General features: G+C 62.7%; 21 protein-coding genes. 9 read left to right on the forward strand and 12 right to left on the reverse strand.

The window, feature by feature from the left end; translation table 11 throughout:
• Positions 1-116: 116 nt before the first annotated feature.
• Together mprF and V6093_RS11640 are read left to right on the forward strand one after the other, a co-directional pair.
• Positions 117-2,759 carry a bifunctional lysylphosphatidylglycerol flippase/synthetase MprF gene (mprF, locus tag V6093_RS11635; RefSeq protein ID WP_003254792.1) on the forward strand — a complete coding sequence of 881 codons (2,643 nt, stop codon included), beginning with the start codon at positions 117-119 and terminating at the stop codon, positions 2,757-2,759.
• On the forward strand, positions 2,759-4,051 hold the full coding sequence (locus V6093_RS11640; RefSeq protein WP_014861198.1) for a virulence factor family protein: 1,293 nt from the start codon (positions 2,759-2,761) through the stop codon (positions 4,049-4,051). Before mprF ends, V6093_RS11640 begins: the two co-directional genes overlap by 1 nt.
• 49 nt (positions 4,052-4,100) lie before the next feature.
• Here V6093_RS11640 and V6093_RS11645 read toward each other — a convergent pair whose 3' ends face one another.
• Positions 4,101-6,011, reverse strand: a complete 1,911-nt coding sequence (locus V6093_RS11645) for a potassium transporter Kup (RefSeq protein ID WP_012051466.1) — start codon at positions 6,009-6,011, stop codon at positions 4,101-4,103.
• Positions 6,012-6,246: 235 nt separating this feature from the next.
• On the opposite strand from V6093_RS11645, the gene rimO reads away from it, so the two are divergent.
• A complete protein-coding gene (rimO, locus tag V6093_RS11650) occupies positions 6,247-7,578 on the forward strand; it encodes a 30S ribosomal protein S12 methylthiotransferase RimO (RefSeq protein ID WP_108078123.1) in 1,332 nt (443 codons plus the stop codon).
• Between the two features lie 71 nt (positions 7,579-7,649).
• Here rimO and V6093_RS11655 read toward each other — a convergent pair whose 3' ends face one another.
• The 4 genes from V6093_RS11655 to V6093_RS11670 all read right to left on the reverse strand — a co-directional run bounded on the left by V6093_RS11655 (position 7,650) and on the right by V6093_RS11670 (position 11,748).
• On the reverse strand, positions 7,650-8,399 hold the full coding sequence (locus V6093_RS11655) for a hypothetical protein (protein WP_012051465.1): 750 nt from the start codon (positions 8,397-8,399) through the stop codon (positions 7,650-7,652).
• Between the two features lie 54 nt (positions 8,400-8,453).
• Complete coding sequence (locus V6093_RS11660; protein ID WP_406669798.1) at positions 8,454-10,172, reverse strand: DUF5666 domain-containing protein; 1,719 nt, start codon at positions 10,170-10,172, stop codon at positions 8,454-8,456.
• Positions 10,169-11,014, reverse strand: coding sequence for a DUF6502 family protein (locus tag V6093_RS11665; protein WP_003254799.1), 846 nt, complete (start codon positions 11,012-11,014; stop codon positions 10,169-10,171). Before V6093_RS11665 ends, V6093_RS11660 begins: the two co-directional genes overlap by 4 nt.
• Positions 11,015-11,205: 191 nt before the next feature.
• Complete coding sequence (locus V6093_RS11670) at positions 11,206-11,748, reverse strand: hypothetical protein (protein WP_406669799.1); 543 nt, start codon at positions 11,746-11,748, stop codon at positions 11,206-11,208.
• Between the two features lie 294 nt (positions 11,749-12,042).
• Between V6093_RS11670 and V6093_RS11675 the strand changes: the two genes are divergently transcribed.
• The 4 genes from V6093_RS11675 (at position 12,043) to tsaA (ending at position 14,538) form a co-directional block, all read left to right on the forward strand.
• Positions 12,043-12,498 carry a GNAT family N-acetyltransferase gene (locus V6093_RS11675; protein ID WP_003254803.1) on the forward strand — a complete coding sequence of 152 codons (456 nt, stop codon included), beginning with the start codon at positions 12,043-12,045 and terminating at the stop codon, positions 12,496-12,498.
• 119 nt (positions 12,499-12,617) lie between these two features.
• Positions 12,618-13,328, forward strand: a complete 711-nt coding sequence (locus V6093_RS11680) for an rRNA pseudouridine synthase (RefSeq protein WP_010952344.1) — start codon at positions 12,618-12,620, stop codon at positions 13,326-13,328.
• Positions 13,329-13,377: 49 nt separating this feature from the next.
• Positions 13,378-13,839 (forward strand): DUF1456 family protein, encoded by a 462-nt coding sequence (locus tag V6093_RS11685; RefSeq protein ID WP_003254807.1) that lies wholly within the window; start codon positions 13,378-13,380, stop codon positions 13,837-13,839.
• Positions 13,840-13,845: 6 nt separating this feature from the next.
• Entirely contained in the window at positions 13,846-14,538 is a 693-nt protein-coding gene (tsaA, locus tag V6093_RS11690; RefSeq protein ID WP_019750645.1) for a tRNA (N6-threonylcarbamoyladenosine(37)-N6)-methyltransferase TrmO, read from the forward strand.
• A 173-nt stretch (positions 14,539-14,711) separates the two neighbouring features.
• Here tsaA and V6093_RS11695 read toward each other — a convergent pair whose 3' ends face one another.
• The 5 genes from V6093_RS11695 to V6093_RS11715 all read right to left on the reverse strand — a co-directional run bounded on the left by V6093_RS11695 (position 14,712) and on the right by V6093_RS11715 (position 20,537).
• Complete coding sequence (locus V6093_RS11695; protein WP_004577666.1) at positions 14,712-15,662, reverse strand: IS110 family transposase; 951 nt, start codon at positions 15,660-15,662, stop codon at positions 14,712-14,714.
• A gap of 382 nt (positions 15,663-16,044) precedes the next feature.
• Positions 16,045-17,367 (reverse strand): dicarboxylate/amino acid:cation symporter, encoded by a 1,323-nt coding sequence (locus V6093_RS11700; RefSeq protein WP_014861189.1) that lies wholly within the window; start codon positions 17,365-17,367, stop codon positions 16,045-16,047.
• A 349-nt stretch (positions 17,368-17,716) separates the two neighbouring features.
• Positions 17,717-19,063 carry an ATP-binding protein gene (locus tag V6093_RS11705; RefSeq protein ID WP_406669800.1) on the reverse strand — a complete coding sequence of 449 codons (1,347 nt, stop codon included), beginning with the start codon at positions 19,061-19,063 and terminating at the stop codon, positions 17,717-17,719.
• Complete coding sequence (locus tag V6093_RS11710) at positions 19,060-19,737, reverse strand: response regulator (protein WP_004576835.1); 678 nt, start codon at positions 19,735-19,737, stop codon at positions 19,060-19,062. Before V6093_RS11710 ends, V6093_RS11705 begins: the two co-directional genes overlap by 4 nt.
• 194 nt (positions 19,738-19,931) lie before the next feature.
• Positions 19,932-20,537: an outer membrane beta-barrel protein gene (locus tag V6093_RS11715; RefSeq protein WP_003254814.1), complete on the reverse strand. Its 606-nt coding sequence runs from the start codon at positions 20,535-20,537 to the stop codon at positions 19,932-19,934.
• 129 nt (positions 20,538-20,666) lie between these two features.
• On the opposite strand from V6093_RS11715, the gene V6093_RS11720 reads away from it, so the two are divergent.
• Both V6093_RS11720 and V6093_RS11725 read left to right on the forward strand, forming a co-directional pair.
• Positions 20,667-21,458 carry a dienelactone hydrolase family protein gene (locus V6093_RS11720; protein ID WP_047603515.1) on the forward strand — a complete coding sequence of 264 codons (792 nt, stop codon included), beginning with the start codon at positions 20,667-20,669 and terminating at the stop codon, positions 21,456-21,458.
• An 81-nt stretch (positions 21,459-21,539) separates the two neighbouring features.
• The gene (locus V6093_RS11725; protein ID WP_003254817.1) at positions 21,540-22,241 is read left to right on the forward strand and encodes a 4'-phosphopantetheinyl transferase; all 702 of its coding nucleotides are present in this window, start codon (positions 21,540-21,542) and stop codon (positions 22,239-22,241) included.
• A gap of 3 nt (positions 22,242-22,244) precedes the next feature.
• Here the strand turns inward: V6093_RS11725 and V6093_RS11730 are convergent, their stop codons facing one another.
• Both V6093_RS11730 and V6093_RS11735 read right to left on the reverse strand, forming a co-directional pair.
• A complete protein-coding gene (locus tag V6093_RS11730; RefSeq protein WP_003254818.1) occupies positions 22,245-23,852 on the reverse strand; it encodes an ATP-binding protein in 1,608 nt (535 codons plus the stop codon).
• Positions 23,849-24,547 (reverse strand): response regulator transcription factor, encoded by a 699-nt coding sequence (locus V6093_RS11735; protein WP_004576832.1) that lies wholly within the window; start codon positions 24,545-24,547, stop codon positions 23,849-23,851. Before V6093_RS11735 ends, V6093_RS11730 begins: the two co-directional genes overlap by 4 nt.
• Positions 24,548-24,581 lie beyond the last annotated feature (34 nt).

A 24,581-nucleotide genomic window follows, 5' to 3' on the forward strand; every position in this document is an offset into this window, starting at 1 on the left:
CCCTGCCAGGCCGCTGCAAACGCCTGAGGCCGGAGTAACATTGGATACGTTTTCCTAAGGGACTTTCACTTGGCCGCACCTTTCCTTCACCTCGCGCTGCATGCCCGGGGCAACTCATGACTTCGCACAATCCCGAACCTCCGGTGCCACTCGCTACGGCGCTACCCGGTGCTGTGCAGCGCCTGCCCCTACTCGAACGCCTGAGTCGCTACCGCCAGCCCATAGGCCTGATGGTGACCCTGTTACTGTTCACGATGGCCTTGATTGCCTGCCGCCACCTGCTGAGCGAGCTGGACATCTATGCCTTGCACGATGCCATGCTCAGCGTGCCCACCCAGTCATTGCTGGGCGCCTTGCTGGCAACGGTGATCGGCTTTGTGATCCTGCTGGGCTACGAGTGGTCGGCCAGCCGCTATGCGGGCGTGAAACTGCCAGCACGCAGCCTGGCACTGGGCGGCTTCAGCGCCTTTGCCATCGGCAACGCCATCGGCCTGTCGATGCTCTCTGGCGGCTCGGTTCGCTATCGCCTGTACGCACGGCAAGGGCTTGGTGCTGGCGAAGTCGCACGCATGACCGTGTTTGCCAGCCTGTCACTGGGCTGCGCGCTGCCGCCCCTGGCCGCCTTGGCGACATTGAGCAACCTGCCGGCGGCCTCGACAGCGCTCGGGTTGGCGCCCGGCCTGCTGGCAGCTGTTGCCAGCGCCGTGCTGGTGGTGTCTGCCTTACTGGTAATTGGCTTGTACCGCCGACGCCTGGCCGAGCAACCGGCGGCCAATAACCTGCTCGTTCAACTGGGGCGGCGCACACTTCGCCTGCCGGATGCACGCCTGGCGGCCCTGCAATTGCTGATAACCGCGCTGGATGTGGCGGCGGCGGCCACCGTGCTCTACCTGTTGCTGCCCGAAGCCCCTCCTTTCGGCGCGTTCGTGCTGGTGTACCTGCTGGCCTTGGCCGCGGGCGTGCTCAGCCACGTACCGGGCGGCGTCGGGGTGTTCGAAGCGATCCTGCTGGCGGCCTTTGCCGACCAGCTCGGTGCCGCACCGCTGGCGGCTGCCTTGCTGCTGTACCGGCTGATCTATGTGGTGCTGCCACTGCTGCTGGCCTGCGTGTTGCTGCTGGCCAATGAAGCCCGACGCCTGCTGTTTGCGCAACAGGCCATCAAGGCCGCTTCAGGTCTGGCCGCACCGATCCTGTCGATTCTGGTGTTCCTGTCCGGCGTGGTGCTGCTTTTTTCCGGTGCCACGCCCGAGATAGATACGCGCCTGGAGCATATGGGTTTCCTGGTGCCACACCGGCTGATCGACGCCTCTCATTTCGGCGCCAGCCTGATCGGTGTGCTATGCCTGCTGCTGGCCCAAGGCCTGCGCCGGCGCCTGTCCGCCGCCTGGCTACTGACCACCGTGCTGTTGCTGGTCGGCGCCCTGCTGTCGCTGTTGAAGGGCTTTGACTGGGAAGAGGCTTGCCTGCTGACCTTTACCGCCGCCCTGCTCGCGCTGTTCCGCCGCTCGTTCTATCGCCCCAGCCGACTGCTGGAGCTGCCCTTCTCGCCGGTTTTCCTGGTGGCCAGCGCCTGTACGGTGGGCGCATCAGTGTGGCTTCTGCTGTTCGCCTACCAGGATGTGCCTTACAGCCATCAGCTGTGGTGGCAGTTCACCCTCGATGCCGACGCGCCACGGGGCCTGCGCGCCGCCATGGGCAGTGCCTTGCTGCTGGCTGCCGTGGCACTGACGTGGCTGCTGCGCACAGCGCCGCCAGTGATCCACCTGCCCGATGAAGAAGAGCTGCAACGCGCCAGCCGCATCCTGCAGGCCTCCGACCAGCCCGACGGCGGCTTGGCGCTGACTGGCGACAAGGCGTTGCTGTTCCACCCGCGTGGTAACGCGTTCCTCATGTACGCCCGGCGCGGCCGCAGCCTGGTGGCGCTGTACGACCCGATAGGCCCGGCCCAGGAACGCGCCGAGATGATCTGGCAGTTCCGCGACCTGTGCGACCTGCACCACGCACGCCCCGTGTTCTACCAGGTACGCGCGGAGAACCTGCCGTTCTACATGGACATCGGCCTGACCGCATTGAAGCTCGGTGAAGAAGCCCGGGTCGACTTGCGCCGCTTTGACCTTGAAGCCAAAGGCAAGGAGATGAAAGACCTGCGCTACACCTGGAACCGCGGCGGACGCGATGGCCTGAGCCTGGAGATCCATGAGCCCGGCCACGCCCCGTTGGCTGAGCTGAAGGAAATTTCCGACGCCTGGCTCGGCGGTAAAAACGTGCGCGAGAAAGGCTTCTCGCTGGGGCGCTTCAGCCCAGACTACCTGCAGCACTTCCGCATAGCCCTGATTCGCTTCCAGGGCCGCCCGGTAGCCTTCGCCAACTTGCTGGAAACCCATGGAAACGAGCTGGCCAGCCTCGACCTGATGCGTGCGCACCCCGAAGCGCCAAAGCTGACCATGGAGTTCATGATGATCGGCTTGATCCTGCACTACAAAAGCCATGACTACGGGCGTTTCAGCCTGGGCATGGTACCGCTGTCCGGCCTGCAACCCAGGCGCGGCGCCCCCTTGACCCAGCGCTTGGGTTCGCTGGTGTTCCGCCGCGGTGAACAGCTTTACAACTTCCAGGGGCTTCGACGCTTCAAGGACAAGTTCCAGCCGGACTGGGAACCCCGCTACATGGCCGTGCCAGCCGGGCTTGACCCGCTGGTGGCACTGGCCGACACCGCCGCCCTGATTGCAGGCGGCCTGACTGGATTGGTGAAACGCTGATGACCCGACGCTTTTGGTTGTACCTGCTGGTTCCCCTGCTGCTGGCCGCCCTGGGTGGTGCGCTGGCCTTCTGGCTGTGGACGCGCCCGGCTCCCGAGGCGCGCCTGGAGCAAATGAGCATCAATGACACCAGCATCACCCGTGTTACCCCTGGCGTGCACCCCAAGGCCCGGGTGGCCATCGGCGTGCCACAAGACCAGGCACTGACGGGCAAGCAACTGCTCGACCTGAGCCAGGCCGGTGAAGCCCAGCTGGTACAGGTGATTCTGCCGCCTGGCGACTGCAGCAAGCAGCAACAGGCCATGGACCAGGCGCTGACCCAACTGCAGGAAAAACCGACCTTGGTCGCCGGCATCGGCCCCGGTGCCACCCAGGCCTGGCGCTGGCTGGCCAGCCAGAACGATGACAAGGCGCGGGCCATTTCCGTGGGCTTCACCCTCGAACAGCCTGACTGCCAGGCACCGCTGCCCAAATCGGCTGCCCATGGCCACTGGAACGTCGCCTGGAACGACAACCCGGATGACGCCAGCGCCGCCTTCGTGCGCGACCAGGCCAACGCCGAAACCAGCATCAGCGACTACGACATCCACTTGCCACAAGTGCTCAAGGCGCAACTGACCCAAGCCCTGGTCGGCCGCGACGGTAACGCACTGGCCATCCCGGTGGTCGAAGTGCCGGCCGGGCAAACCACAGACACGGTTACCTTGTTCCTCTCTGGTGATGGCGGCTGGCGCGACCTGGACCGCGACGTGGCCGGGGAAATGGCCAAGCTGGGTTACCCGGTGGTGGGCATCGACACGCTGCGCTACTACTGGCAGCACAAGACCCCGGAACAAAGCGCCGCCGACCTTTCCGAGCTGATGCATCACTACCGGCAGAAGTGGGGTACCAAGCGCTTCGTATTGACCGGCTATTCGTTCGGCGCCGACGTGCTGCCGGCAATCTACAACCGCCTGCCCGTCGAGGACCAGCAGCGTATCGACGCGGTGGTGCTGCTAGCCTTTGCGCGCAGTGGCAGCTTCGAGATCGAGGTCGAGGGTTGGCTGGGCAAGGAAGGCCAGGAAGCGCCAACCGGGCCGGAAATGGCCAAGCTGCCAGCGTCCAAGGTCGTGTGCGTATATGGCGTCGAGGAAACCGACGAGAGCGGTTGCACGGAAAAGACGGCAGTGGGTGAACGCCTGAAACTGCCTGGTGGTCACCACTTCGACGAGAACTACCCGGCACTCGCCAAGCGCTTGATTGGCGAGATCGAGACGCGCCAGGGCAAGACCAGCGTAGCTGAACAGAACTGACAAGGGTCAGGGCCGCTCTGCGGCCCTGACCCTTGCTGTGCAAACCCATTCAGATCTCGACCTGCGTCCCCAGTTCGATCACCCGGTTCAACGGCAGGTTGAAGAAGCGCAAGTTGCCGTTGGCATTTTTCAGCAGGAACGCGAACAGGTTGCCCCGCCAGCGCGACATCCCCTCCAGCCGTGACGCGATCACCGTCTCGCGGCTGAGGAAGTAGGTAGTGCGCATTGGCGTGAAGTCCAGGTCATCCAGATGACACAGCTTCAACGCGGCAGGCACGTCCGGCTCATCCATGAACCCAAAGTGCAGCAACACACGGAAGAATCCGTCGCCATAGGCTTCCACCTCGAAACGCTCATGTTCCGGTACCCGCGGCCGGTCTTCGCTGACCACAGTCAGCAGCACCACCTGGCTGTGCAACACCTGGTTGTGCAACATGTTGTGCAACAGCGCATGCGGCACGGCATCGGAGCGTGCCGTCAGAAACACTGCAGTCCCCTCGACCCGGTGCGGTGGCTGAATGCGGATGCTGCTGATGAACAATGGCAATGGCAGGGCACCTTCATCGATGCGCTCGACCAGAATCTGCTTGCCGCGCTTCCAGGTGCTCATCAGCAGGTAGAGCACACCACCGGCCAACACGGGGAAGGCACCACCCTGGACGATTTTCGGCACGTTGGCGGCGAAGAACAGCCCGTCGACAAACAGGAAGCCGACCAGAATCGGCACTGCAAGCAGCGGCGGCCACTTCCACAGCAGCAGCATCACCGCGGACACCAGGATGGTGGTCATCAGCATGGTACCGGTGACCGCAACCCCGTAGGCTGCCGCCAGAGCGCCCGAGGACCCGAAGCCGATGACCAGCAGCACCACACCCACCATCAGCGTCCAGTTCACTGCACCAATGTAGATCTGCCCCTGCTCGTCGCTTGAGGTGTGCTGAATCTGCATACGTGGGATGTAGCCCAGCTGAATGGCCTGACGGGTCAGGGAGAAGGCCCCGGAAATCACCGCCTGCGAAGCGATAACCGTGGCCATGGTGGCCAGCCCGACCAACGGCAGCAGCGCCCAGCCCGGCGCCAGCAGGTAGAACGGGTTGCGCGCGGCCTCCGGGTTTTGCAGCAGCAGTGCACCCTGGCCAAAATAATTGAGCACCAGCGCCGGGAGCACCAGGATGAACCAGGCCCGGGCAATCGGCTTGCGGCCAAAGTGCCCCATGTCGGCGTACAGCGCCTCGGCACCGGTCAGCGCCAGCACTACCGCACCCAGAATGGCCACGCCAATACCGGGGTGCACCACGAAGAAGTTGACTGCCCAGCCCGGGTTGAACGCCTTGAGTACTTCCGGGCTCTGCGAGATGCCATGCACACCCAGCGCGCCCAGCGCCACGAACCAGGTCACCATGATCGGACCAAACAGCTTGCCGATCTTCTCAGTGCCATGTTGCTGCACCAGGAACAGCGCCACCAGCACCACCAGCGAAATTGGCACCACCCAGTGGTCGATGCCATCGAAGGCCAGGCCCATGCCCTCCACCGCCGACAGCACCGACACCGCCGGGGTGATCATGCTGTCGCCATAAAACAGCGAAGCGCCGATCAAGCCACAGATCACCATCAGCGTGCGCAGCCGCGGGTACGCCGCCGTGGCCCGCCGCGCCAGAGCGGTCAACGCCATGGTGCCGCCCTCCCCCTGGTTATCGGCACGCAAGATGAACATCACATACTTGAATGACACCACCCACAACAACGACCAAAGGATCAGCGACAGGATCCCCAGCACGCCATCATGGTTGACCGACACCCCGTAGCCGCCGGTAAAGACTTCCTTGAGGGTATACAACGGGCTGGTGCCGATATCGCCATAAACCACCCCGACCGCCGCCACGAGCAGGCCCACCGACCGTGACGCACCCTGCTTCCCCTCGTGCCCGCCCTCAGCGTGACTGCTTGCCTGAACCATCGACCACTCCCGCAAACGGCCTTCACGGCCCTTGGTAATCAATCTGCCACCAGGCCCTGGAAGGTACCCCGGCGCAACGGCGCGAAGCATAGCGCAGCGTTCGTCGTATTTCTGCTGGTCAAGCGCCCTTGCGCTCGCTAGAATTGCGCACTTTTTGATCAGAGGCGCCAAAAGCGCCCGTCAAGTTCGCCCCCGATTCCGGCCGGGCGACCTGTATTCAATACCGAGGTTAGTCATGTCCACCACGCCCGCCACCCCCAAGGTAGGTTTCGTAAGCCTGGGTTGCCCAAAAGCCCTGGTCGACTCCGAGCGCATCCTGACCCAGCTGCGCATGGAAGGCTATGAAGTCGTACCCACCTACGAGGACGCCGACGTGGTGGTGGTCAACACCTGCGGCTTCATCGACAGCGCCAAGGCCGAATCGCTGGAAGTGATCGGCGAAGCCATCAAGGAAAACGGCAAGGTGATCGTCACCGGCTGCATGGGCGTCGAAGAAGGCAGCATCCGTGACGTGCACCCAAGCGTGCTGTCGGTCACTGGCCCGCAGCAGTACGAGCAGGTAGTCAACGCCGTTCACGAAGTGGTGCCGCCGCGTCAGGACCACAACCCGCTGATCGACCTGGTGCCGCCACAGGGCGTCAAGCTGACCCCGCGCCACTATGCCTACCTGAAGATCTCCGAAGGCTGCAACCACAGCTGCAGCTTCTGCATCATCCCGTCGATGCGCGGCAAGCTGGTCAGCCGCCCGGTGGGTGAAGTGCTGAGCGAGGCCGAGCGCCTGGTCAAGGCCGGGGTGAAGGAAATCCTGGTGATTTCCCAGGACACCAGCGCCTACGGCGTCGACGTCAAGTACAAGACCGACTTCTGGAACGGCCGCCCGGTGAAGACCCGCATGCTCGAGCTGTGCGAAGCACTGAGCAGCCTGGGCGCCTGGGTCCGCCTGCACTATGTGTACCCTTACCCGAACGTTGACGACGTGATCCCGCTGATGGCTGCCGGCAAGATCCTGCCGTACCTGGACATCCCGTTCCAGCACGCCAGCCCGAAAGTGCTCAAGTCGATGAAGCGCCCGGCCTTCGAAGACCGCACCCTGGCGCGCATCAAGAACTGGCGCGAGCAGTGCCCTGAGCTGGTGATCCGCTCCACCTTCATCGTCGGCTTCCCGGGCGAGACCGAGGAAGACTTCCAGTACCTGCTGGACTGGCTGACCGAAGCCCAGCTCGACCGCGTGGGCTGCTTCCAGTACTCGCCGGTGGAAGGCGCCCCGGCCAACGACCTGGGCCTGGCCGAAGTACCGGACGACGTCAAGCAAGAGCGCTGGGACCGCTTCATGGCCCACCAGCAGGCCATCAGTGCTGCCCGCCTGCAATTGCGCATCGGCAAGGAAATCGACGTGCTGATCGACGAAGTCGAGGAACAAGGTTCGGTTGGCCGCAGCTTCTTCGATGCACCGGAAATCGATGGCAGCGTGTTCATCGATGGCGACCATGGTTTCAAGCCAGGCGACAAAGTGCGTTGCCGTGTGGTGGATGCCGACGAGTACGACCTGTGGGCTGAACCCATCTAAAACGGCTGAAGCCTGCAAAGCCCCTGCCCCGGCGTTCTCCATAGGGAATGACCGGCGCAGGGGCTTTTTTGTCAGAACGTGTGAAACAGCATCAGGCCGCCCTCGGCATCCGGGCTGGCATCCGAGAAGCCTTTGACTGCATAGAGTTGGACTTTCCACTGCTGGTTGAGCTTGTGGGTGAGGAACAGGGTAAGCTCCTTGATCTGCGCCCCGGTCGAGACCACTTTCTGCCGCCAATCGTAGGAGGCGCCGGCCGAAGTACCGACCGCCACCGGCAGGGCAAAGCCGAGACTGGCAAATACCGGGTCATCGAAGTCGCTATCGGGCGGGTCACCGAACTTCTTCCAACCCAGCGTCGCGAAACCGGTGACCGGGCCAAAGCCCTTGGCTATGTCGACCTGGGTGGTGTAATCGTACTGGCCGGTGCCCAGGCACTGGTCTTCATCAGCGGTAGGGAATTTGACCTTGCCGATCAGGTCCAGCATCAGGCCGCCGTCACGACCATCGAGCAGTGCATAGGCGGCGCTGGCAACCGTGTCACCCAACCCGCTTTCCACGTCTCGGCAACCACCGGGCAAGGGGTCACCATTGGGGCCGACTTCGGGGTTGGTGATACGCAACCAAGGCACGGTAACCTTGTAGGTCATGGGGCCGCTCTCATACTTGCCGACCACCGGCACATACCAGATTTCCGAAGTGGTGCCGGTACCATAGTCGCCACTTGAATAATCCATGCCAATGGCGGCACTGAAGGTATCGGCCAGCGCCGACACGCAGGTGCACGAGAGCAAACAGGCGAACAGAGGGAGCGTGGGTCTCATTTGCAACTCAGTACTCTTTCGGGAAGCATGGCCGGACTTACCCAGCCTAGTTGGCTAACGCCCGGATCGCTCTGGATGCTCGACTTTTTCCACCGTCTCTGCCTTTTCCGGCCTCTCCACCTTTTCAACTTTCTCTGGTAACTCCACCTTTTCGACCCGTTCAGGCTTTTCTACTTTTTCTACTTTCTCGGGCTTCTCGACTTTCTCGACCTTCTCGACTTTCTCGACTTTCTCGACCTTCTCGACTTTCTCGACTTTCTCGACTTTCTCGACCCTCTCGACTTTCTCGACCTTCTCGACCTTCTCGACCTTCTCGACCTTCTCGACCTTCTCGACCTTCTCGGGCTTCTCGACCTTGTCTACTTTTTCGACCTTTCCGGTGTTTTCGACTTCGACCTTCTCAACCCGATCGGAGCTTCCACTGTTGCTACGCGTCGATTGCTCCGATGCGTCGAGGTGTACCGACTCTCCCGACTTGTCACCACTGCCATGGTCACTGGAGCCGTCAACGGCACTGCGCCCACTGTGATCATCGCTGTTTTCATCACGATCGTTGGCCCCATCGCTTGCGCCATGACCGCTGCTGGAGCCGCCGGAGCTGCTTCCGTCATGCTCACCACCGTGCCCCGACTGGCTTCTGTCAGGATTGTCGACACGGCCGTCCTGGAATTCCACGCGGGTTGCCCGCAGCTCGTGAGTTCCATTGAGCACCCCGCTCACCCGCACACGTTGATCAAGCGCCAACGCCGCTGGCTGCCGACCGACAATTACGGTGCCCTGCCCCAATGTCACATTGAGACCTGCAACCACCAACTGCCGAGCTTGTGTGCGCTGTACCAGCCCTTCAACCACCGCCTGCTGGACACGACCAGCAAAAGGCAGGCTCGGGTCTGGACGGGTTTGTGCCACTTCAAGCTGGCGCCCGGTCCACTGGCCGCGCACCAGCACCTCACGTGCAGGCGCCACACGGGTACCCAACTTCAACCCTTGAAGGCTGCCAGTGCGATCAACCGCGCCGATGGCGCTGGCCTCCCTCAACCCCGGTGCCCGTTCGATACGGGTCGCCACGACTTCTCCCCGGGCATCGCGCAGGCCGCTGACCCTCACGGGCTCACCCGGGCGCAACCCTTCAGCTACCCGCGCGCCAGCGGCCAGCCGCACGGGTTGCCCCATGACCCGCAGTGGGGCCGAGGCATTGGGCAGCGCCGTCAACGGCCCTTCGAAGACGTTGAGGATCGAAATGCGCCCCGCTTGCAGGCCGCGCTGGGTGGCGAATGCCTCCACCGCCACCACCTGCCCGATCGCCAGGTGACCACTGCTGGCAGGCGCACCGTTTTCACTCACCGGTACGTCCTTGCCATAGTGCACTTCCATGCCATTGACGCAGATCGAGGCGAAGCCGGTGATGGTACCGACGATGCCTGTACCCCCAGTACCACCCGGGCGCAGGATCGGCGTACCGGTACCACCTACATCACCGTGGCGCTGATCAAAGTAGGTGCCGTCCACACCCTCCGCCACCGCGCCTGTGCCGCCTGTACCACCCGGACGTTGCTGGACTGGGGCACCGGTGCCACCGACGCCGCCATTTTCATTGCGTACACCGGTGCCGCCCATACCGCCGGGAAACTGCAGGCCTGCGGCACCGGCCATACCCATCTCGTCACGGCTGACACACACCGGCGCTGCGGCCACCTCGGCCGGGGCCATCAGGTTCCCCCCGAAAACCAGGGCAAACATGACAGCACTGAGGTAGCGCACAGGAAGAGTCATGGGCCGGGTGTCTTCGACGGGTCGGAATCGGTAGCTTCAGTGTAGAAATAAAGCCCGACAGTGATGCGCTGACGTTGTTCGATACCGGGCTCATCAGCACTCTCCAACGCTGCTGCAAGCCGGCTGAAGGCAAGTAGTGTCTGCATGCCATCCTTGGCTACCACATCTCGCAAATGCTCGACGCTGGCCGGGCTCAAGGCATCGTAGTGCACGCTACGCTCAAAAAATGGCGGGCCTTCGCCGCTGAGGTTGTGCACCGCCGCACAGGCATGGTCATGCAGGTTGTGGCCGAAGTACGCAGCCTTTTCATCAAAACCCTTCTGTGGCACGAATGCATGGGCTTCCAGGTGCACGCAATCCTGCTCATCGAGCCGCACGACGCCCAGGCGCAACCATTCGTCCAGCACCACCCGGCCGCGGATATCGGTGCTGACCTTGGCGACCAGGGCGTCGAATGAGCAATCGCCACCCACACTGGCTAGCCGCGCAAGCGCCCTCGCCTGGCCGGGTGCCGAGCAGAATGGTGGGGTGTTGGTCCATACATTGACCAACTGTGCACCTAGCGTGATGTTATCCGGCAGGGCCGCAATTGCAGTGTCACCCTCATTACGCAGCCGCCGGACATCTTTACGATGTACGCCGGTAAGCAGGCTGATGCGGCTATCGGTTGGCGCGGTGTCGTTCAGGCGAAACTCACGATGGGCCACATCGACGAACACCTCCTTGAGCAGGTCGGTGAACATCGTGTAGGTAACCCCTTTGCGCAGCATCAGGCGCACCAGCGGGCGCATCACACGCCGCAGCGCACTCAGCATCGACGGGGGTAAGACAGGCGATTGCATCGAGGGCATTCCTTGACAGAGGCACCCAGTATAAGACGCGGGAATTAATCCCACGCAAACCGCAATCATATCCCGGCATGGACGAGGAAAAAGCTGTCAGCGCTCATTGGAAATGACGTGATAAAGGCAAGACAGGCCAGAACCTGCTCATACAAAACCCGTCCGCTGGGTTTTGTATGGGCCACTTCGGGTCAGCGCCAATCAGCTTCTGCTGTTGTCATCCCCGGCCTCGCCGCCGGCATGAACACCGTGGTCATCACCCGGTTCGCCACCCACATGGTTGCCGTGATCGTCACCAGGTTCACCACCAACATGATTGCCGTGATCATCGCCAGGCTCACCGCCGACATGATTACCATGATCATCCCCGGGTTCCCCACCCGCGTGATTGCCATGATCGTCACCCGCTTCAGCATGGTTGCTGCTGCGCCCAGCGTTTGAATTACCGTCGTGGCCACTGCCGCTGTTGCCGGCATGGCCACCACCGTCACCGCCGCTGCCGTGGCCACCACTTCCGCTTCCGCCACCATGGCCACCGCCGCCACCACTTCCACCACCACCGTGGCCACCGCCACCGCCACTTCCACCGCCACCGTGGCCACCGCCACCGCCACTTCCACCGCCACCGTGGCCACCGCCGCCGCCACTTCCACCGCCACCGTGGCCACCGCCGCCACCGCCACCACCGCCACCGCCACCGCCACCGCCATCTTTAGCGTAGGCACTGGAGCCATGAGAAATCGAGTCAGGGATCAAGGCAATGGACATCGACAACACGCCAGCTACAGCAGCCGCGAGTAAAGCCTTCTTGAACAGCAGGTGGATTTGCATAGTCCGTCTCCAGGTCTTCGCCACGAGAACGCCAAATCGGTCAGTAATCTTGCTTCAGATTGAACTTATATTTGCGTGGGATTTTTTCCCACGCTTAATTAATAGACCGTCACTCCCCAGGTCTCAAGCGCCAAGCGAACAAGCCGACCGGTGGTTGGCCTGCTATGTTTTCCCTATCGTCCCAGAGGAACACCGGCATGGCTGCGCTACTGACGCTGCAAACCCCGCGCTTGTGCGACTACAGCGAGCTGGTACAGGTGTGGGAGGATTCAGTACGCGCCACCCACGACTTTCTGCCAGAGGGCTATATCCTGCTACTGCGCGAACATGTGCTGCGCCGCTACCTCGACGCAGTGATGCTGATCTGCTGCAAGGACCGCCAGCGCATCTGTGGTTTCGCCGGTGTCGCCAACGGGCGGGTGGACATGCTGTTCGTCGCACCTGGCTACCGCGGCCAAGGGGTAGGCAAGCGCCTGCTGCGCTATGCCATCAATGAGCTGAATGCCGAGTACCTTGACGTCAACGAACAGAACCCGAAAGCGCTGGGCTTCTACCTGCATGAGGGTTTCGAGGTCATCGGCCGTTCGGAAACCGACGGCCTGGGCCAGCCCTATCCTCTGCTGCACATGAGGCTAATGCGCACAGTGCCTTGAGGCGGCGCCTGAATGTGCCGCGCTATGTGTCCAAAATGGCGCATCTGACACAGATTCCCATCATCTACCGCTTGCAGGCAGGTACAATGGAGGCCTTTCCCTGCCTTGCGAATTGCCCCATGTCCGAACCCGTCCGCCTGTCCAAACGCCTCATCGAGCAGCTCGGCTGCTCCCGCCGCGAGGCCGAGCAGTACATTGAAGGAGGCTGGGTAACGGTCGATGGCGTGGTGGTCGAGCAGCCGCAGTTCAAGGTTGAGCAGCAGCGCGTCGAACTGCTGCCGGGCGCCCGTGCCGAAACCCTGGAGCCGGTGACCCTGCTGCTGAACCAGCCAGCCGGCATGGACAGTGAAGACGCCCGCGCCAGCATGAACATGGGCAGCCTTAGCGAGGCCCACCGCGAAGGCGTGCGCGCCCTGCACGGGCATTTTGCCCGGCAAGCCTGCGTGGCACCGCTGGAGCGTGGCGCCAGCGGCCTGCAGGTGTTTACCCAGGACTGGCGGGTATCCCGCAAGATCGAGGCCGACCTGCGTCGCCTGGAGCAAGAGTTCATCATTGAAGTGCGCGGCGAAACCACCCCCCAGGCGCTGGAACGCCTGGCGCGTGGGGCCATGCGCAATGACCGCGAGTTGCCCAAGGCCAAGGCCAGCTGGCAGAACGAGACACACCTGCGCATGGTGTTGAAAAACCCACAACCAGGGCAGATTTCCGAGCTATGCGCCTACCTGCGCCTGGAGCTTTTAGGCATGCGACGCATTCGCCTGGGTGGTGTGTCGATGGGCAAGCTGCCCTTGGGCCAATGGCGTTACCTGGCTACCTCCGAACGTTTCTAAGCAATACGCCGCGCCGGAACGCGCGGCACCTGAACAGGATTCTGCTGCAATGAACCACAACGACGTCCTGCGCAGCCTGCGCTACATGCTCAAGGTGAACGACGCCAAGATGGCCGAGATCATCGGGCTCTCTGGCCTCGAAGTGCATCCTCTGGTGCTGGCCACCTACCTGAAAAAAGAAGAAGAGGAAGGCTTCGTGCGCTGCCCTGAACGGGTGATGGCGCACTTCCTTGACGGCCTGGTGATCTACCGCCGAGGCAAAGACGATAGCCGCCCGCAGCAGCCGATCGAGCTGCCGGTAACCAACAACCTGATCCTCAAGAAGCTGCGTGTGGCCTTTGAGCTCAAGGAAGACGACCTGCACGCGATTCTCAAGTCGGTCAACTTCCCGGTCAGCAAACCTGAGCTCAGCGCGCTGTTCCGCAAGGCTGGCCACGACAACTACCGCCCGTGTGGCGACCAGTTGATGCGCAACTTCCTCAAGGGCCTGACCCTGCGCGTGCGCGGCTGAGTGGCCATGCAGCATACGGTTGTCCCGGTCGGCATCGTCCACTCCTGTTTCAAGGAAAAGTTCGCCATTCCGCGCCAGCCGCAGCTGGCGCCTGCCGCCCGTGGCGTGCTCGAACTGTTGCCGCCGTTCGATCAAGGTGACGCGGTCGAGGGCCTGGAGCAGGTCAGCCATGTGTGGCTGCTGTTCCTGTTCCACCAGGCACTGGAGGAAAAACCACGCCTGAAAGTGCGGCCTCCGCGTCTGGGCGGCAACAAGAGCATGGGAGTGTTCGCCACCCGCGCCACCCATCGGCCCAACGGCATCGGCCAGTCGGTGGTACGCCTGGAGGGCGTGGAGCCCGGGCGCCTGCTGCTGTCCGGGATCGACCTGCTCGACGGCACGCCGGTGCTGGACATCAAGCCTTATGTGCCCTATGCCGACAGCGTCGCTGGCGCCAGCAACCAGATGGCCAACGCAGCGCCTGTGGCAATTGCCGTGCAGTGGGCGGACAACGCCCTGATCCAGGCCCGCGAGCATGCGCTGCGTTTGAATGAGCCGCTGGTGCAACTGATCGAGCAATGCCTGGCGCAGGACCCACGGCCGGCCTACCAGATACCACCGTCCGAGCGGGTGTACGGGGTGAAGTTCTGGGATGTGCAAGTAAGGTGGCATTACCCACAGCCGGAGGAGATCCGGGTGTTGGAGGTGGTACTGGGCTGAGGGCCGCCGCATCGCCCTGTGTGGGAGCAACTGTCTTGCTCAATTTCTAAAAGCTGGCGCCTTCCCTGTGGGAGCGGGCTTGCCCGCGAACACGGGCGAAGCCCGTGCCATCCACCACGGTGTTGGCTTCGCGGGCAAGCCCGCTTCCACGCGGCTCACGCTGCGTTCTGGATTTACGTTGTACTTTCAGGCTGCGGTAGCACTAGATCGAGCCATGATGTACCCGTTCTGAGCATGGCATTTAACCGCACGATGAACGTTCTCATGCAGGCCACGATAGCGACTTTGGGAAGTTTTCCGCGCTCCCGCAGTGACTGATAACGAGCCTTGAGTGCTGGGTTGTATCTCATCGCCACAAGGCATGCCATGTACAGCGATCGCCTGACCGCAAATCGTCCGCCAGAGATAGAGCGCTTGCCCATGAATTTCCCGCTGTCGTGGTTGAAGGGCGCCACTCCGACCAGGGAGGCAATTTCTCTGGATTCAACCCGACCCAGCTCCGGCAGCAGCGCTACTAGCTTGCCCGCTGTCACCATCCCAATGCCTTTCACTTTAATCAGTTGGGTAACCCGTTCGTCGTTCAGCATCGCGGTTTGCTGTTCGATCTCACGCTCAACCAGTTTGATCTGCGCTTTGAAGTGTTTCAGGTTGGCATTCAGGTAGTTAGCAACTGCAGTCGATTGCACCTGCTTCAGGCGCCGCAGGTCGTCATCTCGCTGTTGAACCAACCGATCACGTTGCTGAAGCAACTCTCGCAGAAGCGCTCGTTCGGGGCTGATTCGCAGGGAGGGTTGATCTGGAATGACTTCGGCATAGTGCGCCAGAACCTCGGCGTCGATGGCGTCAGTCTTGGCCTTGATGCCTAGAGAGTCAGCGAATGACCTGGCTCGCCTGGGATTAACGCGTATGACCTTGTAGCCAGCGTCCTGTAGAAAACGCATGACATCTCGCTCGTAGCCACCCGTCGCCTCTAACAGGACGCGCTTGATACTGAGCTTGCGAAGGCTCTCCAGTAGCGCCTCAAAGCCTGTGGGATCATTGCTTAAATGCATTTTGATGCCCTGTGGCCGCACCGCAGCATCAAGGGAGAGACTGGAAACATCGATACCCAAGAAGGAAGCCATCACCAAAACCTCCTAAACTCAACACAGTGAGAGGACTTTGGCTTGGCCCACGCTTGTGATTCGAGATCAGAGCCGCATCCAACTGTTCGGGCTCTCGCCAAAGTGGAACGGTGAATGGCAGCTTGTGCTCCCACACGTGCTCAAGGCACCTACGGCATTCAGCTTGCCATTCACCGCTCTCACTCCAGATTCTAATCCCCCATCAAGACACAAGCGGCCTTGCGTCGCGAAAGGGCTGCGCAGCGGCCCCAAGATTTCAGCCATCCTGCAAGGTCGCCGGGGCTGCTGCGCAGCCCTTTCGCGACGCAAGGCCGCTCCCACAAGGGACCGCGCAGACACGAAAAAGGCGACCTTGGGTCGCCTTTCTCATTTCAACCCGCTATCAACGAGCCGGGCCTTCAGCCACGCCCAGGTCGTCCGTCGGGCGGGTATCGATCAGCGGCGCACCACCGGAGGCCAATTCCGAAGCCAGCTTGTCGTTGTCCATTTCCTTGACCCACTTGGCCACTACCACGGTGGCAACGGCGTTGCCCACCAGGTTGGTCAGGGCGCGGGCTTCGGACATGAAGCGGTCGATGCCAAGGATCAACGCCAGGCCGGCAACCGGCAGGTGGCCAACAGCCGACAGGGTCGCGGCCAGCACGATGAAGCCCGAACCGGTAACGCCGGCAGCACCCTTGGAAGCCACCAGCAGCACCAGCAGCAGGGTGATCTGGTGAGTGATGTCCATGGTGGTGTCAGTGGCCTGAGCGATGAACACCGCAGCCATGGTCAGGTAGATCGAGGTACCGTCCAGGTTGAACGAGTAACCAGTCGGGATAACCAGGCCCACTACCGATTTCTTGGCACCCAGGCGCTCCATCTTGGCCAGCATGCGTGGCAGGGCCGACTCCGAGGACGAAGTACCCAGCACGATCAGCAGTTCTTCACGGATGTAGCGGATCAGCTTGATCACGCTGAAGCCGTGGGCACGGCAGATACCGCCCAGCACCACCAGCACGAACAGCAGGCAGGTGATGTAGAAGCAGGCCATCAGGTAGCCCAGCTGCACCAGCGAGCCAACACCGTACTGGCCGATGGTGAAGGCCATGGCGCCGAAAGCACCGATCGGGGCCAGCTTCATGATCATGTTGATGATGTTGAACATGACGTGGGCGAAGCGGTCGATCATGTCCAGTACCGGCTTGCCGTAGCTGCCCAGGCGGTGCAGGGCGAAGCCGAACAGTACCGAGAACATCAGCACTTGCAGGATGTCGCCGTTGGCGAAGGCGCCGACGACCGTATTGGGGATGACGTTAAGCAGGAAGCCGACGGTAGTCTGCTGCGCGCCGGCGGCGGCGTAGGCAGCCACGCTGCTGGCGTTCAGGGTGCTGACGTCGATGTGCATGCCAGCGCCTGGCTTGACCACGTTGACGACGACGAGGCCGATGATCAGGGCGATGGTGGAGACGATTTCGAAGTACAGCAACGCGTAGCCGCCGGTTTTGCCGACCGACTTCATGCTCTGCATGCCGGCAATGCCGCTGACCACGGTACAGAAGATGATCGGGGCGATGACCATCTTGATCAGTTTGACGAAGCCGTCACCCAGGGGTTTGAGGGCAACGCCCGTTTCCGGGTAGTAGTGGCCGAGCAGGATGCCGATGGTGATGGCGACCAACACCTGGACATACAGGGATTTGTACAGCGGCTGACGTGTCGTCATGGCTAATTTTCCTCAAGTGTGCCGGTTCACCCTTCCCAGGGTGATGGGGGCACCTGAATCGCTAACCCTCCTGCACTTGGAGGGATTTGTCGTTGTGTTCGAGCTGCCTGGGCAGGCCTCTGCGAGGATCAATAGCAAGGGTGGTGCCAAAATGCCCATGAAGGGTGCAAAGCCCGTATTTGCTAGGAATAAATGCCCAACGACAGGGCGATATTCCCGAGACGGATTGGCGGATTTCCGCCCGATGGCGGAATTTGTACAAGGAGGAATGGCGGAAATCCGCCCTTTGTGGATTGCCTGTGCCCCCATTCGCGGATTGACCTGCGAATGGGCCGGCACAGGCTAGGGATCAATCCAGGTTGAAGGTGATCCTGAACGCAGCGCCCCCCAGCGGCGAATCGCCAAGGCTCAGCTCGGCGTCATAGCTGTCGACGATATCCTTGACCACGGCCAAGCCTATGCCCTGCCCCGGGTGCTGGCTGTCCAGCCGCTCCCCACGCTCCAGAATGCGTTCACGCTGGTCGTTGGGCACGCCCGGCCCGTCGTCCTCGATGCACAAGGTCAGATACCCCGGCGCCTTCACCAGGCTCACCCGCACTTGGCCCAGGCTTAGCCGGTAGGCGTTCTCCAGCAGGTTGCCGAGCATTTCCAGCAACGCGCCCTGCTCCATCGGCACCTGCGCCGCGTCCGGCAACTCCAGCACCACGTTCACACGTTTTTCCCGGTAAACCTTGGCCAAGGTACTGCACAGGCTGTCGAGCAACGGCCGCAGCAAGACGCTGTGGCGGACCAGGCCACTCTTGCGCAGGCTGGCGCGTTGCAGCTGGTAGTCGATCTGCTGGCTCATGCGCTCGATCTGGCTTTGCAGCACCCGCGCCTGCTCGCGCTCGCCGCTGCGCTGCTGCAAGCTTTCACCCACACCCTGCAACACCGCCAGCGGCGTCTTCAGGCTGTGGGCCAGGTCGTCCAGCGAATCACGGTAGCGCGTGCGCTGCTCACGCTCACTGCGCAACAGACGGTTGAGTGAGCGGGTCAGGCGCAGCAACTCGCGTGGGTGCTCACCGCTCAGACCGTCACGTGCACCTGATTCCACTTCATCCAGTTCGTGGCTGAGGCGTCGCAACGAGCGCAGCCCCCAGGTCAGGCCTGCCCACAACAACACCATGAGCGCCAGCAATGCAGCGCCGAACCCCAGGTAGAGCTTTTCGCGCAGGCCATTGAGGGTGGCCTTGTACTCGCTCACGGGCTGCAGAGCGACAATGCTGTAGGCGGCACTCTGCCCGCCCAACAGCTTGATCTCGACGTCGTACACGAAGAACTCTTCGCCATCGGACTGGTGAATGCGGTCGAACTCGTTGCCGCGCCCGTCATAGCGCGGCTGGTAGTTGATGTGCCGGTCGGCGGTGGCACGCGACTGCCAGACCAGTTTGCCGTCGCGGTCAAAGATATAGCCGAGCAGGCCTGTGTAGGGCAGGTTGTAGCGCTCGTCCGGCAGCAGTGTCGGCATCTGCAGCTGGCCATGCTCGATACGCGCAGCGGAAATCAGCGTGGTCACATCCGAGGCCAGACGCTGCTCGATCGACTCCTGCAGAGCCAGGCTGAAGGCCTTCTGCAAGGCCGGCAGCAGCGCCAGCATGAACAGCAGCGCCAACACTGCGGCGGCCAGCATCAGGCGCACCCGCAGCGAGCGGATCATCGGCAGCGCTCGGTGAACAGGTAGCCCAGACCGCGCACCGTGTCGATGGGTTTGAAGCCGCGCTCGCCTTCAAGCTTGCGGCGCAGGCGGCCAACCAGCACTTCGATGACATTGGGGTCGCGCTCTTCGTCACCTGGGTACAACTGTTCCATCAGGCGATCCTTGGCCACCACCTGCTGGTGATGGCGCATGAGGTATTCGAGGATGCGGTATTCGTAGGCAGTCAGGGCCAAGGCGTGTTCGTCGAGGGTGGCCTGCTTGCGGTTGAGGTCAAGTACCAAGGGGCCAGCGGTGATGGTCGACTGGATGAAACCACTGGAGCGGCGTAACAGGGCATTGAGCCGTGCTTCAAGCTCCTCGAACTGGAACGGCTTGACCAGATAGTCGTCGGCACCGGCGGCCAGGCCCTCGACCTTGTCTTGCCAGTTGCCACGGGCTGTGAGGATGAGAATGGGGAAGGTCTTGTCCTGGCTGCGCAGCCGCGTGATCAGCTCCAGGCCGCTGATACCGGGCAGGCCCAGATCGATGATGGCAAGGTCGAAATGGTACTGCTCGGCCTGGTACAGCGCCTCTTCGGCATCAGCGACCGCCTCGACCACATGGCCGCTTTCGCCCAGGCGGGTGTAGAGGTGATGGCGAAGCAGGGCTTCGTCCTCGACCACCAGCAGTTTCATGTGCAGCTCCTTATGTGTATTGCCTGTACCGGCCTATTCGCGGGTATGCCTGCTCCCACAGCAATCGCACAGTCTCTGAAACGTGTGCAGCACCCGCACAAGCCAAAGGTACTGCACAGTTTCAGCGGTTTGTGCAGTACCTGTGGGAGCGGGCGTGCCCGCGAAGGCCGGTACAGGATAACGCGGCTCGTTCGTCAGAACTTGTAACTTGCTGCCAGGTAGGTCTGCGCGCTGCTGGTCAGGCGCAGGGTGCCATCCTTCGGCCCGCCATGCGCGCCCACCTCGGTCGCGGCATTGGTGCGCAGGTAACGGTAGCCCAGTTCGACCGAGGCCTTGTCGGTGATGTCCTGGATCACACCGGCCTGCAAGCCGTAGGCATAACCGTAGTCAGTGTCCCGGCTGGCGCCTGGCGAGTCCTGGGTAAGCTTGGTCACACCCAGGCTGCCACCACCGAACAGCTTGGTGGTATCGCCCACCGGCAGGAACAAGTCGTAGCTGCCAAGCAGGTTTTCCTGGCGCAACTTCAGGCCACTGTGGTCGCCAGAGACATTGTCATAGGTCATGTAGTAGCGGCCCTGGTCGTTGATCTTGCCCAGACGCACACCCCAGGTATCGTCCTTGCCGATAATACCGTCGGCATTGAGCTGATCGGTGTTGCGTTGCAGCAGGCCGGACTTGCGAACTTTGTCGCTGGTCTGGCCGTAGGTGAGGCTGGCGAAGTTGTCGTCCGCGGCCTGGGCGGTGGTAATGCCAGCGGCACAGACGGCCATGGCGGCAAGCAAGGTATTGAAGGTTTTCATGGCTGGGTACTCCAGTTGGGTGCGCTGTTTCGGTCTGGAAGCTAGAGTAATCAGGGCACCCTGAACCGCGACTGAACCCTGGCTGAACCCCGGCTGAACGAATCGATAGCAAAACAAGGAGTTGTGAACATGCGAGCCCTGCTGGCCCTGACCCTGATGTGCAGCGCCGCCCTCGCCCAAGCGGCGGTAGTGACCCGTGAAATTCCTTATCAGGACGACGATGGCAACCGCCTCGTCGGCTACTACGCCTACGATGACGCGCTGGACGGCAAACGCCCAGGCATCGTTGTGGTGCATGAATGGTGGGGCCTGAACGACTATGCCAAGCGTCGTGCGAGAGATCTTGCCGCCCTGGGCTACAAGGCACTGGCCATCGACATGTACGGCGATGGCAAGCACACCGAGCATCCGCAGGATGCCCAGGCATTCATGGCCGCAGCGATGAAGGACCCGGCCGCAGCAGCAGCGCGCTTCGACGCGGGCCTGGAGTTGTTGAAAAAGCAGCCGAATGTGAACAAGCATCAACTGGGCGCTGTCGGCTACTGTTTTGGCGGCAAGGTGGTGCTCGATGCCGCACGCCGGGGAAAAAAGCTCGATGGCGTGGTGAGCTTCCATGGCGCACTGGCCACCCAGACCCCGGCAAAACCTGGCGTGGTGCGGGCCGATATCCTGGTCGAGCATGGTGCGGCGGACAGCATGGTCACCCCACAGCAGGTGGAGGCGTTCAAGGCCGAGATGGATGCGGCCAAGGTCAACTACCAGTTCGTCAGTATTGAAGGGGCCAAGCACGGGTTCACCAACCCCGATGCCGATCGGCTGAGCCACGGTGAACATGGGGGGCCGGACATTGGCTATAACAAGGCCGCGGACGAGCGTTCCTGGGCGGATATGCAGGCGTTCTTCAAGAAGGTGTTCAAATAAAAGATTGTGCAATCGTTGTGGGAAAGGAGGCGTTACCACGCCACCTCCCTTAGCGCCTGCACAGCTGGCACAATAGCCGCCATGAACACACTTCCTGCCTGTTGCGCCCCGCTCCAGCACCACTGGCCCCTGCCCCGCCCATTGCCCGGCGCGGTGCTGGTCAGTTGCGCCTTCGACCCTGCCCACTTGGCCGCCGACGACTTCCAGCGCGCTGGCGTACTGCCCAGCGCCAGCCTGCTGCGCTCGGTGGCCAAGCGCCAGGCCGAGTACCTGGCCGGCCGCGTATGTGCCCGCGCCGCGCTCCAGCACCTGGACGGCCGCGACTACGTGCCCGGCACCCACGAAGACCGCTCGCCCATCTGGCCCGCCGGTATTCATGGCTCGATCACACACGGCAAGGGCTGGGCCGCCGCGGTGGTCGCCGGCGAAAACAGCTGCCAAGGTCTGGGCCTGGATCAGGAAGCCTTGCTGGATGACGCGCGCGCCGAGCGGCTGATGGGCGAAATCCTTACCCCGGCAGAGTTGGAGCGCCTGGACCGCCGCCAGCTTGGGCTTACGGTCACCCTGACGTTCTCGCTGAAGGAAAGCTTGTTCAAGACCCTGTACCCACTGACTCGCCAACGCTTCTACTTCGAACACGCAGAAGTGCTCGACTGGTCCGCAGAAGGGCTGGCGCGCTTGCGCCTGCTCACCGACCTGTCACCGCAGTGGCAGCAAGGCGCAGAGCTGCAAGGTCAGTTCTGCCTGCAGGACGGCCACCTGCTGAGCCTGGTCAGCGTCTGACCTTCACAGCGGTGCCTGCTGCCTTGGCCAGTTCAGGCTGAAGCAGGCACCGCCCAACGCCTCGCTGCGGCCCACCGTGGCCCGGCCCGCGTGCCAGTAGATGATCCGCCGTACGATCGACAGGCCCAGGCCATGCCCGCCCGAGGCACGGGTGCGGCTGTCATCGAGGCGGGTGAAGGGCGTGAAAATGCGGTCCCAGAAGCCCTCGGGGATCCCTGGGCCGTCATCCTCCACATCGATGCGGCAACGTTGCTGGCCCAGCTGATAGCTCAGGCGCACTTCGCCCTCGGCATGGCGCATGGCATTGCCGACAAGGTTCTGCAGGGCCCGGTGCAAGTAGCGCGGCTCGGCCTCGACCCAGGCGCCTTCGGCATCCGCGCCCTGACAGTCGCCGCGCACCACCCGCACCTCGGCACGCAAAGGTGCCAGCTCTTCGATCACCCGATCGAGCAAGGCATCCAGATCGACCCGCTGGAACTTCAAGGCCGGTGCGCCCTGCTCCAGGCGGGCGTAGGTCAGCATCTCGTCGACCAGCTTGTCGAGGTCCTGGATATCCCCGTCCATGCCCGCCAGATGCTTTGCCCGCACCTGTTCAGTCGTGGCGCTTTCGATCATCTCCAGGCCAAAGCGCAGGCGCGCCACCGGCGTGCGAAGCTCGTGGGACACCGCTCGCACCAGCTCGCGCTGCATGGTCAGCGAGCGCTGCAGGTGCTCGGCCATGCCATTGAAGGCAGCCGCCAGGCGCCCTACCGAGTCGGCGTCGCCGGCCGGCACGCGGGTATCCAGGCTGCCTTGGGCGATGCGCGTGGCAGCAATCTCCAGGCCGGACACACGACGTTCCAGCTGACGCACCAGCAGGTAGACCACCAGGCCGATCAGGCACAGCCCCAGGAAGGCAATCAGAATCAGCAACTGCGGCGGGTAAGGGTTGAGCTGGTACAGCGGGCCGATTTCCAGTACCCATGGCGAGCCCGTCAGCCCGGCGAACACCCGGATCGAGTCACCATCCTTGCCCAGCGCCATCACCGTGTCGCCCTCCTCCACGCGGCGCCGCTGGTCATCGTCCAGGCTGACCCGCTCGATACGTTGCAAGGCAACGCCAAAGCCGAAGCCCTTTTCCTGCTTGATCTGTGCCAGGCGCTGCTGCTGTTCGGTTACCGGGTAGCGCACCAGTTCGTCGGCCAATAGATAGAGGGTGGCCCGCGCCAACTGCTCGCTGATCTGTTTGATCTGCGCGACCAGCATCAGGTCTTCCTGGCCCACCTTGCGTAGCACTTGCGCCGCATGCGGGCCAATCTTCTCGACCACCACCAGGCCACGGTACAGGCGCGCCCGCTGGCCACCGTCAAGGCTGCGTGCGCTCATCGGTTGCAGCGCCAACGGCACGCCAAGCAGGCGTTCCCAGATCAGCAGCGAACGCTTGCGTTGGGTTTCATTCTGCATTGCCAGGTTGTCGGCCATCAGGCTGAAGGTGCCCTGGGCCAGGCCCTCGCGATGCTGGGCAGCGCGCACTTCGTTGACCAGGTGCAGGCTGAGCACGCCAAGCAGGGCCACCAGCACCAGCACGGCCAGCATGCCGCCGTAGATGCGCAGGAAGATCGAATTGTTCATGGTGCCTCGCCAACGAACAGGTAGCCTTTGCTGCGCAGGGTCTTGATCAACCGCGGCTGAAGCGGGTCGTCGCCGATCTTGGGGCGGATTTTCGAGATGCGGATATCGATGGAGCGGTCCTGGCCGTCGTAGCCCACGCCACGCAGTGCGGTGAAGATCTGTTCACGGGTCAGCACCCGGCCAGCGTTGCTGGCCAACAGCCAGAGCAGATCGAATTCGGCGCCGGTCAGTTCGATCAACTGCTCGCCCAGGTGCGCCTCGCGCAGGCGGTTGTCGATACGCAGCGCACCGAAGGCCAGGTCCTGGCGCTTGCTGTCCACGGTTTCGCTGCGGCGCAGCAGGGCCTGGATACGCGCCAGCAGCAAGCGTGGGCGCACGGGTTTGCAGACGTAGTCGTCGGCACCCAGGTCCAGGCCCTGAACCTGGTCGAGTTCATCGCTGCGCGCGGTGAGCATGAGGATCGGCCCCTGGTACTGGCTGCGCACCCGACGGCAGATGCTCAGGCCGTCCTCGCCGGGGAGCATCAGGTCGAGGATCACCAGGTCGGGCTGGCTGTCGATGATGCGCCTCGCGGCGCGGGCGCCATCGGCCTCCACCGCGACCTCGAAACCATTGGCCTGCAGGTATTCGGCGGTGAGCTCGGCGAGGCGCTGGTCGTCTTCGACGATGAGGATGCGGGGTATGGGGTGGTCCATGGCTTTGGCCTTGTTGTTCTTGGGATCGTGTCAG

The sequence above is a fragment of the Pseudomonas putida group bacterium ESBL64 genome, from assembly GCF_045277175.1.
GTDB lineage: Bacteria > Pseudomonadota > Gammaproteobacteria > Pseudomonadales > Pseudomonadaceae > Aquipseudomonas > Aquipseudomonas alloputida.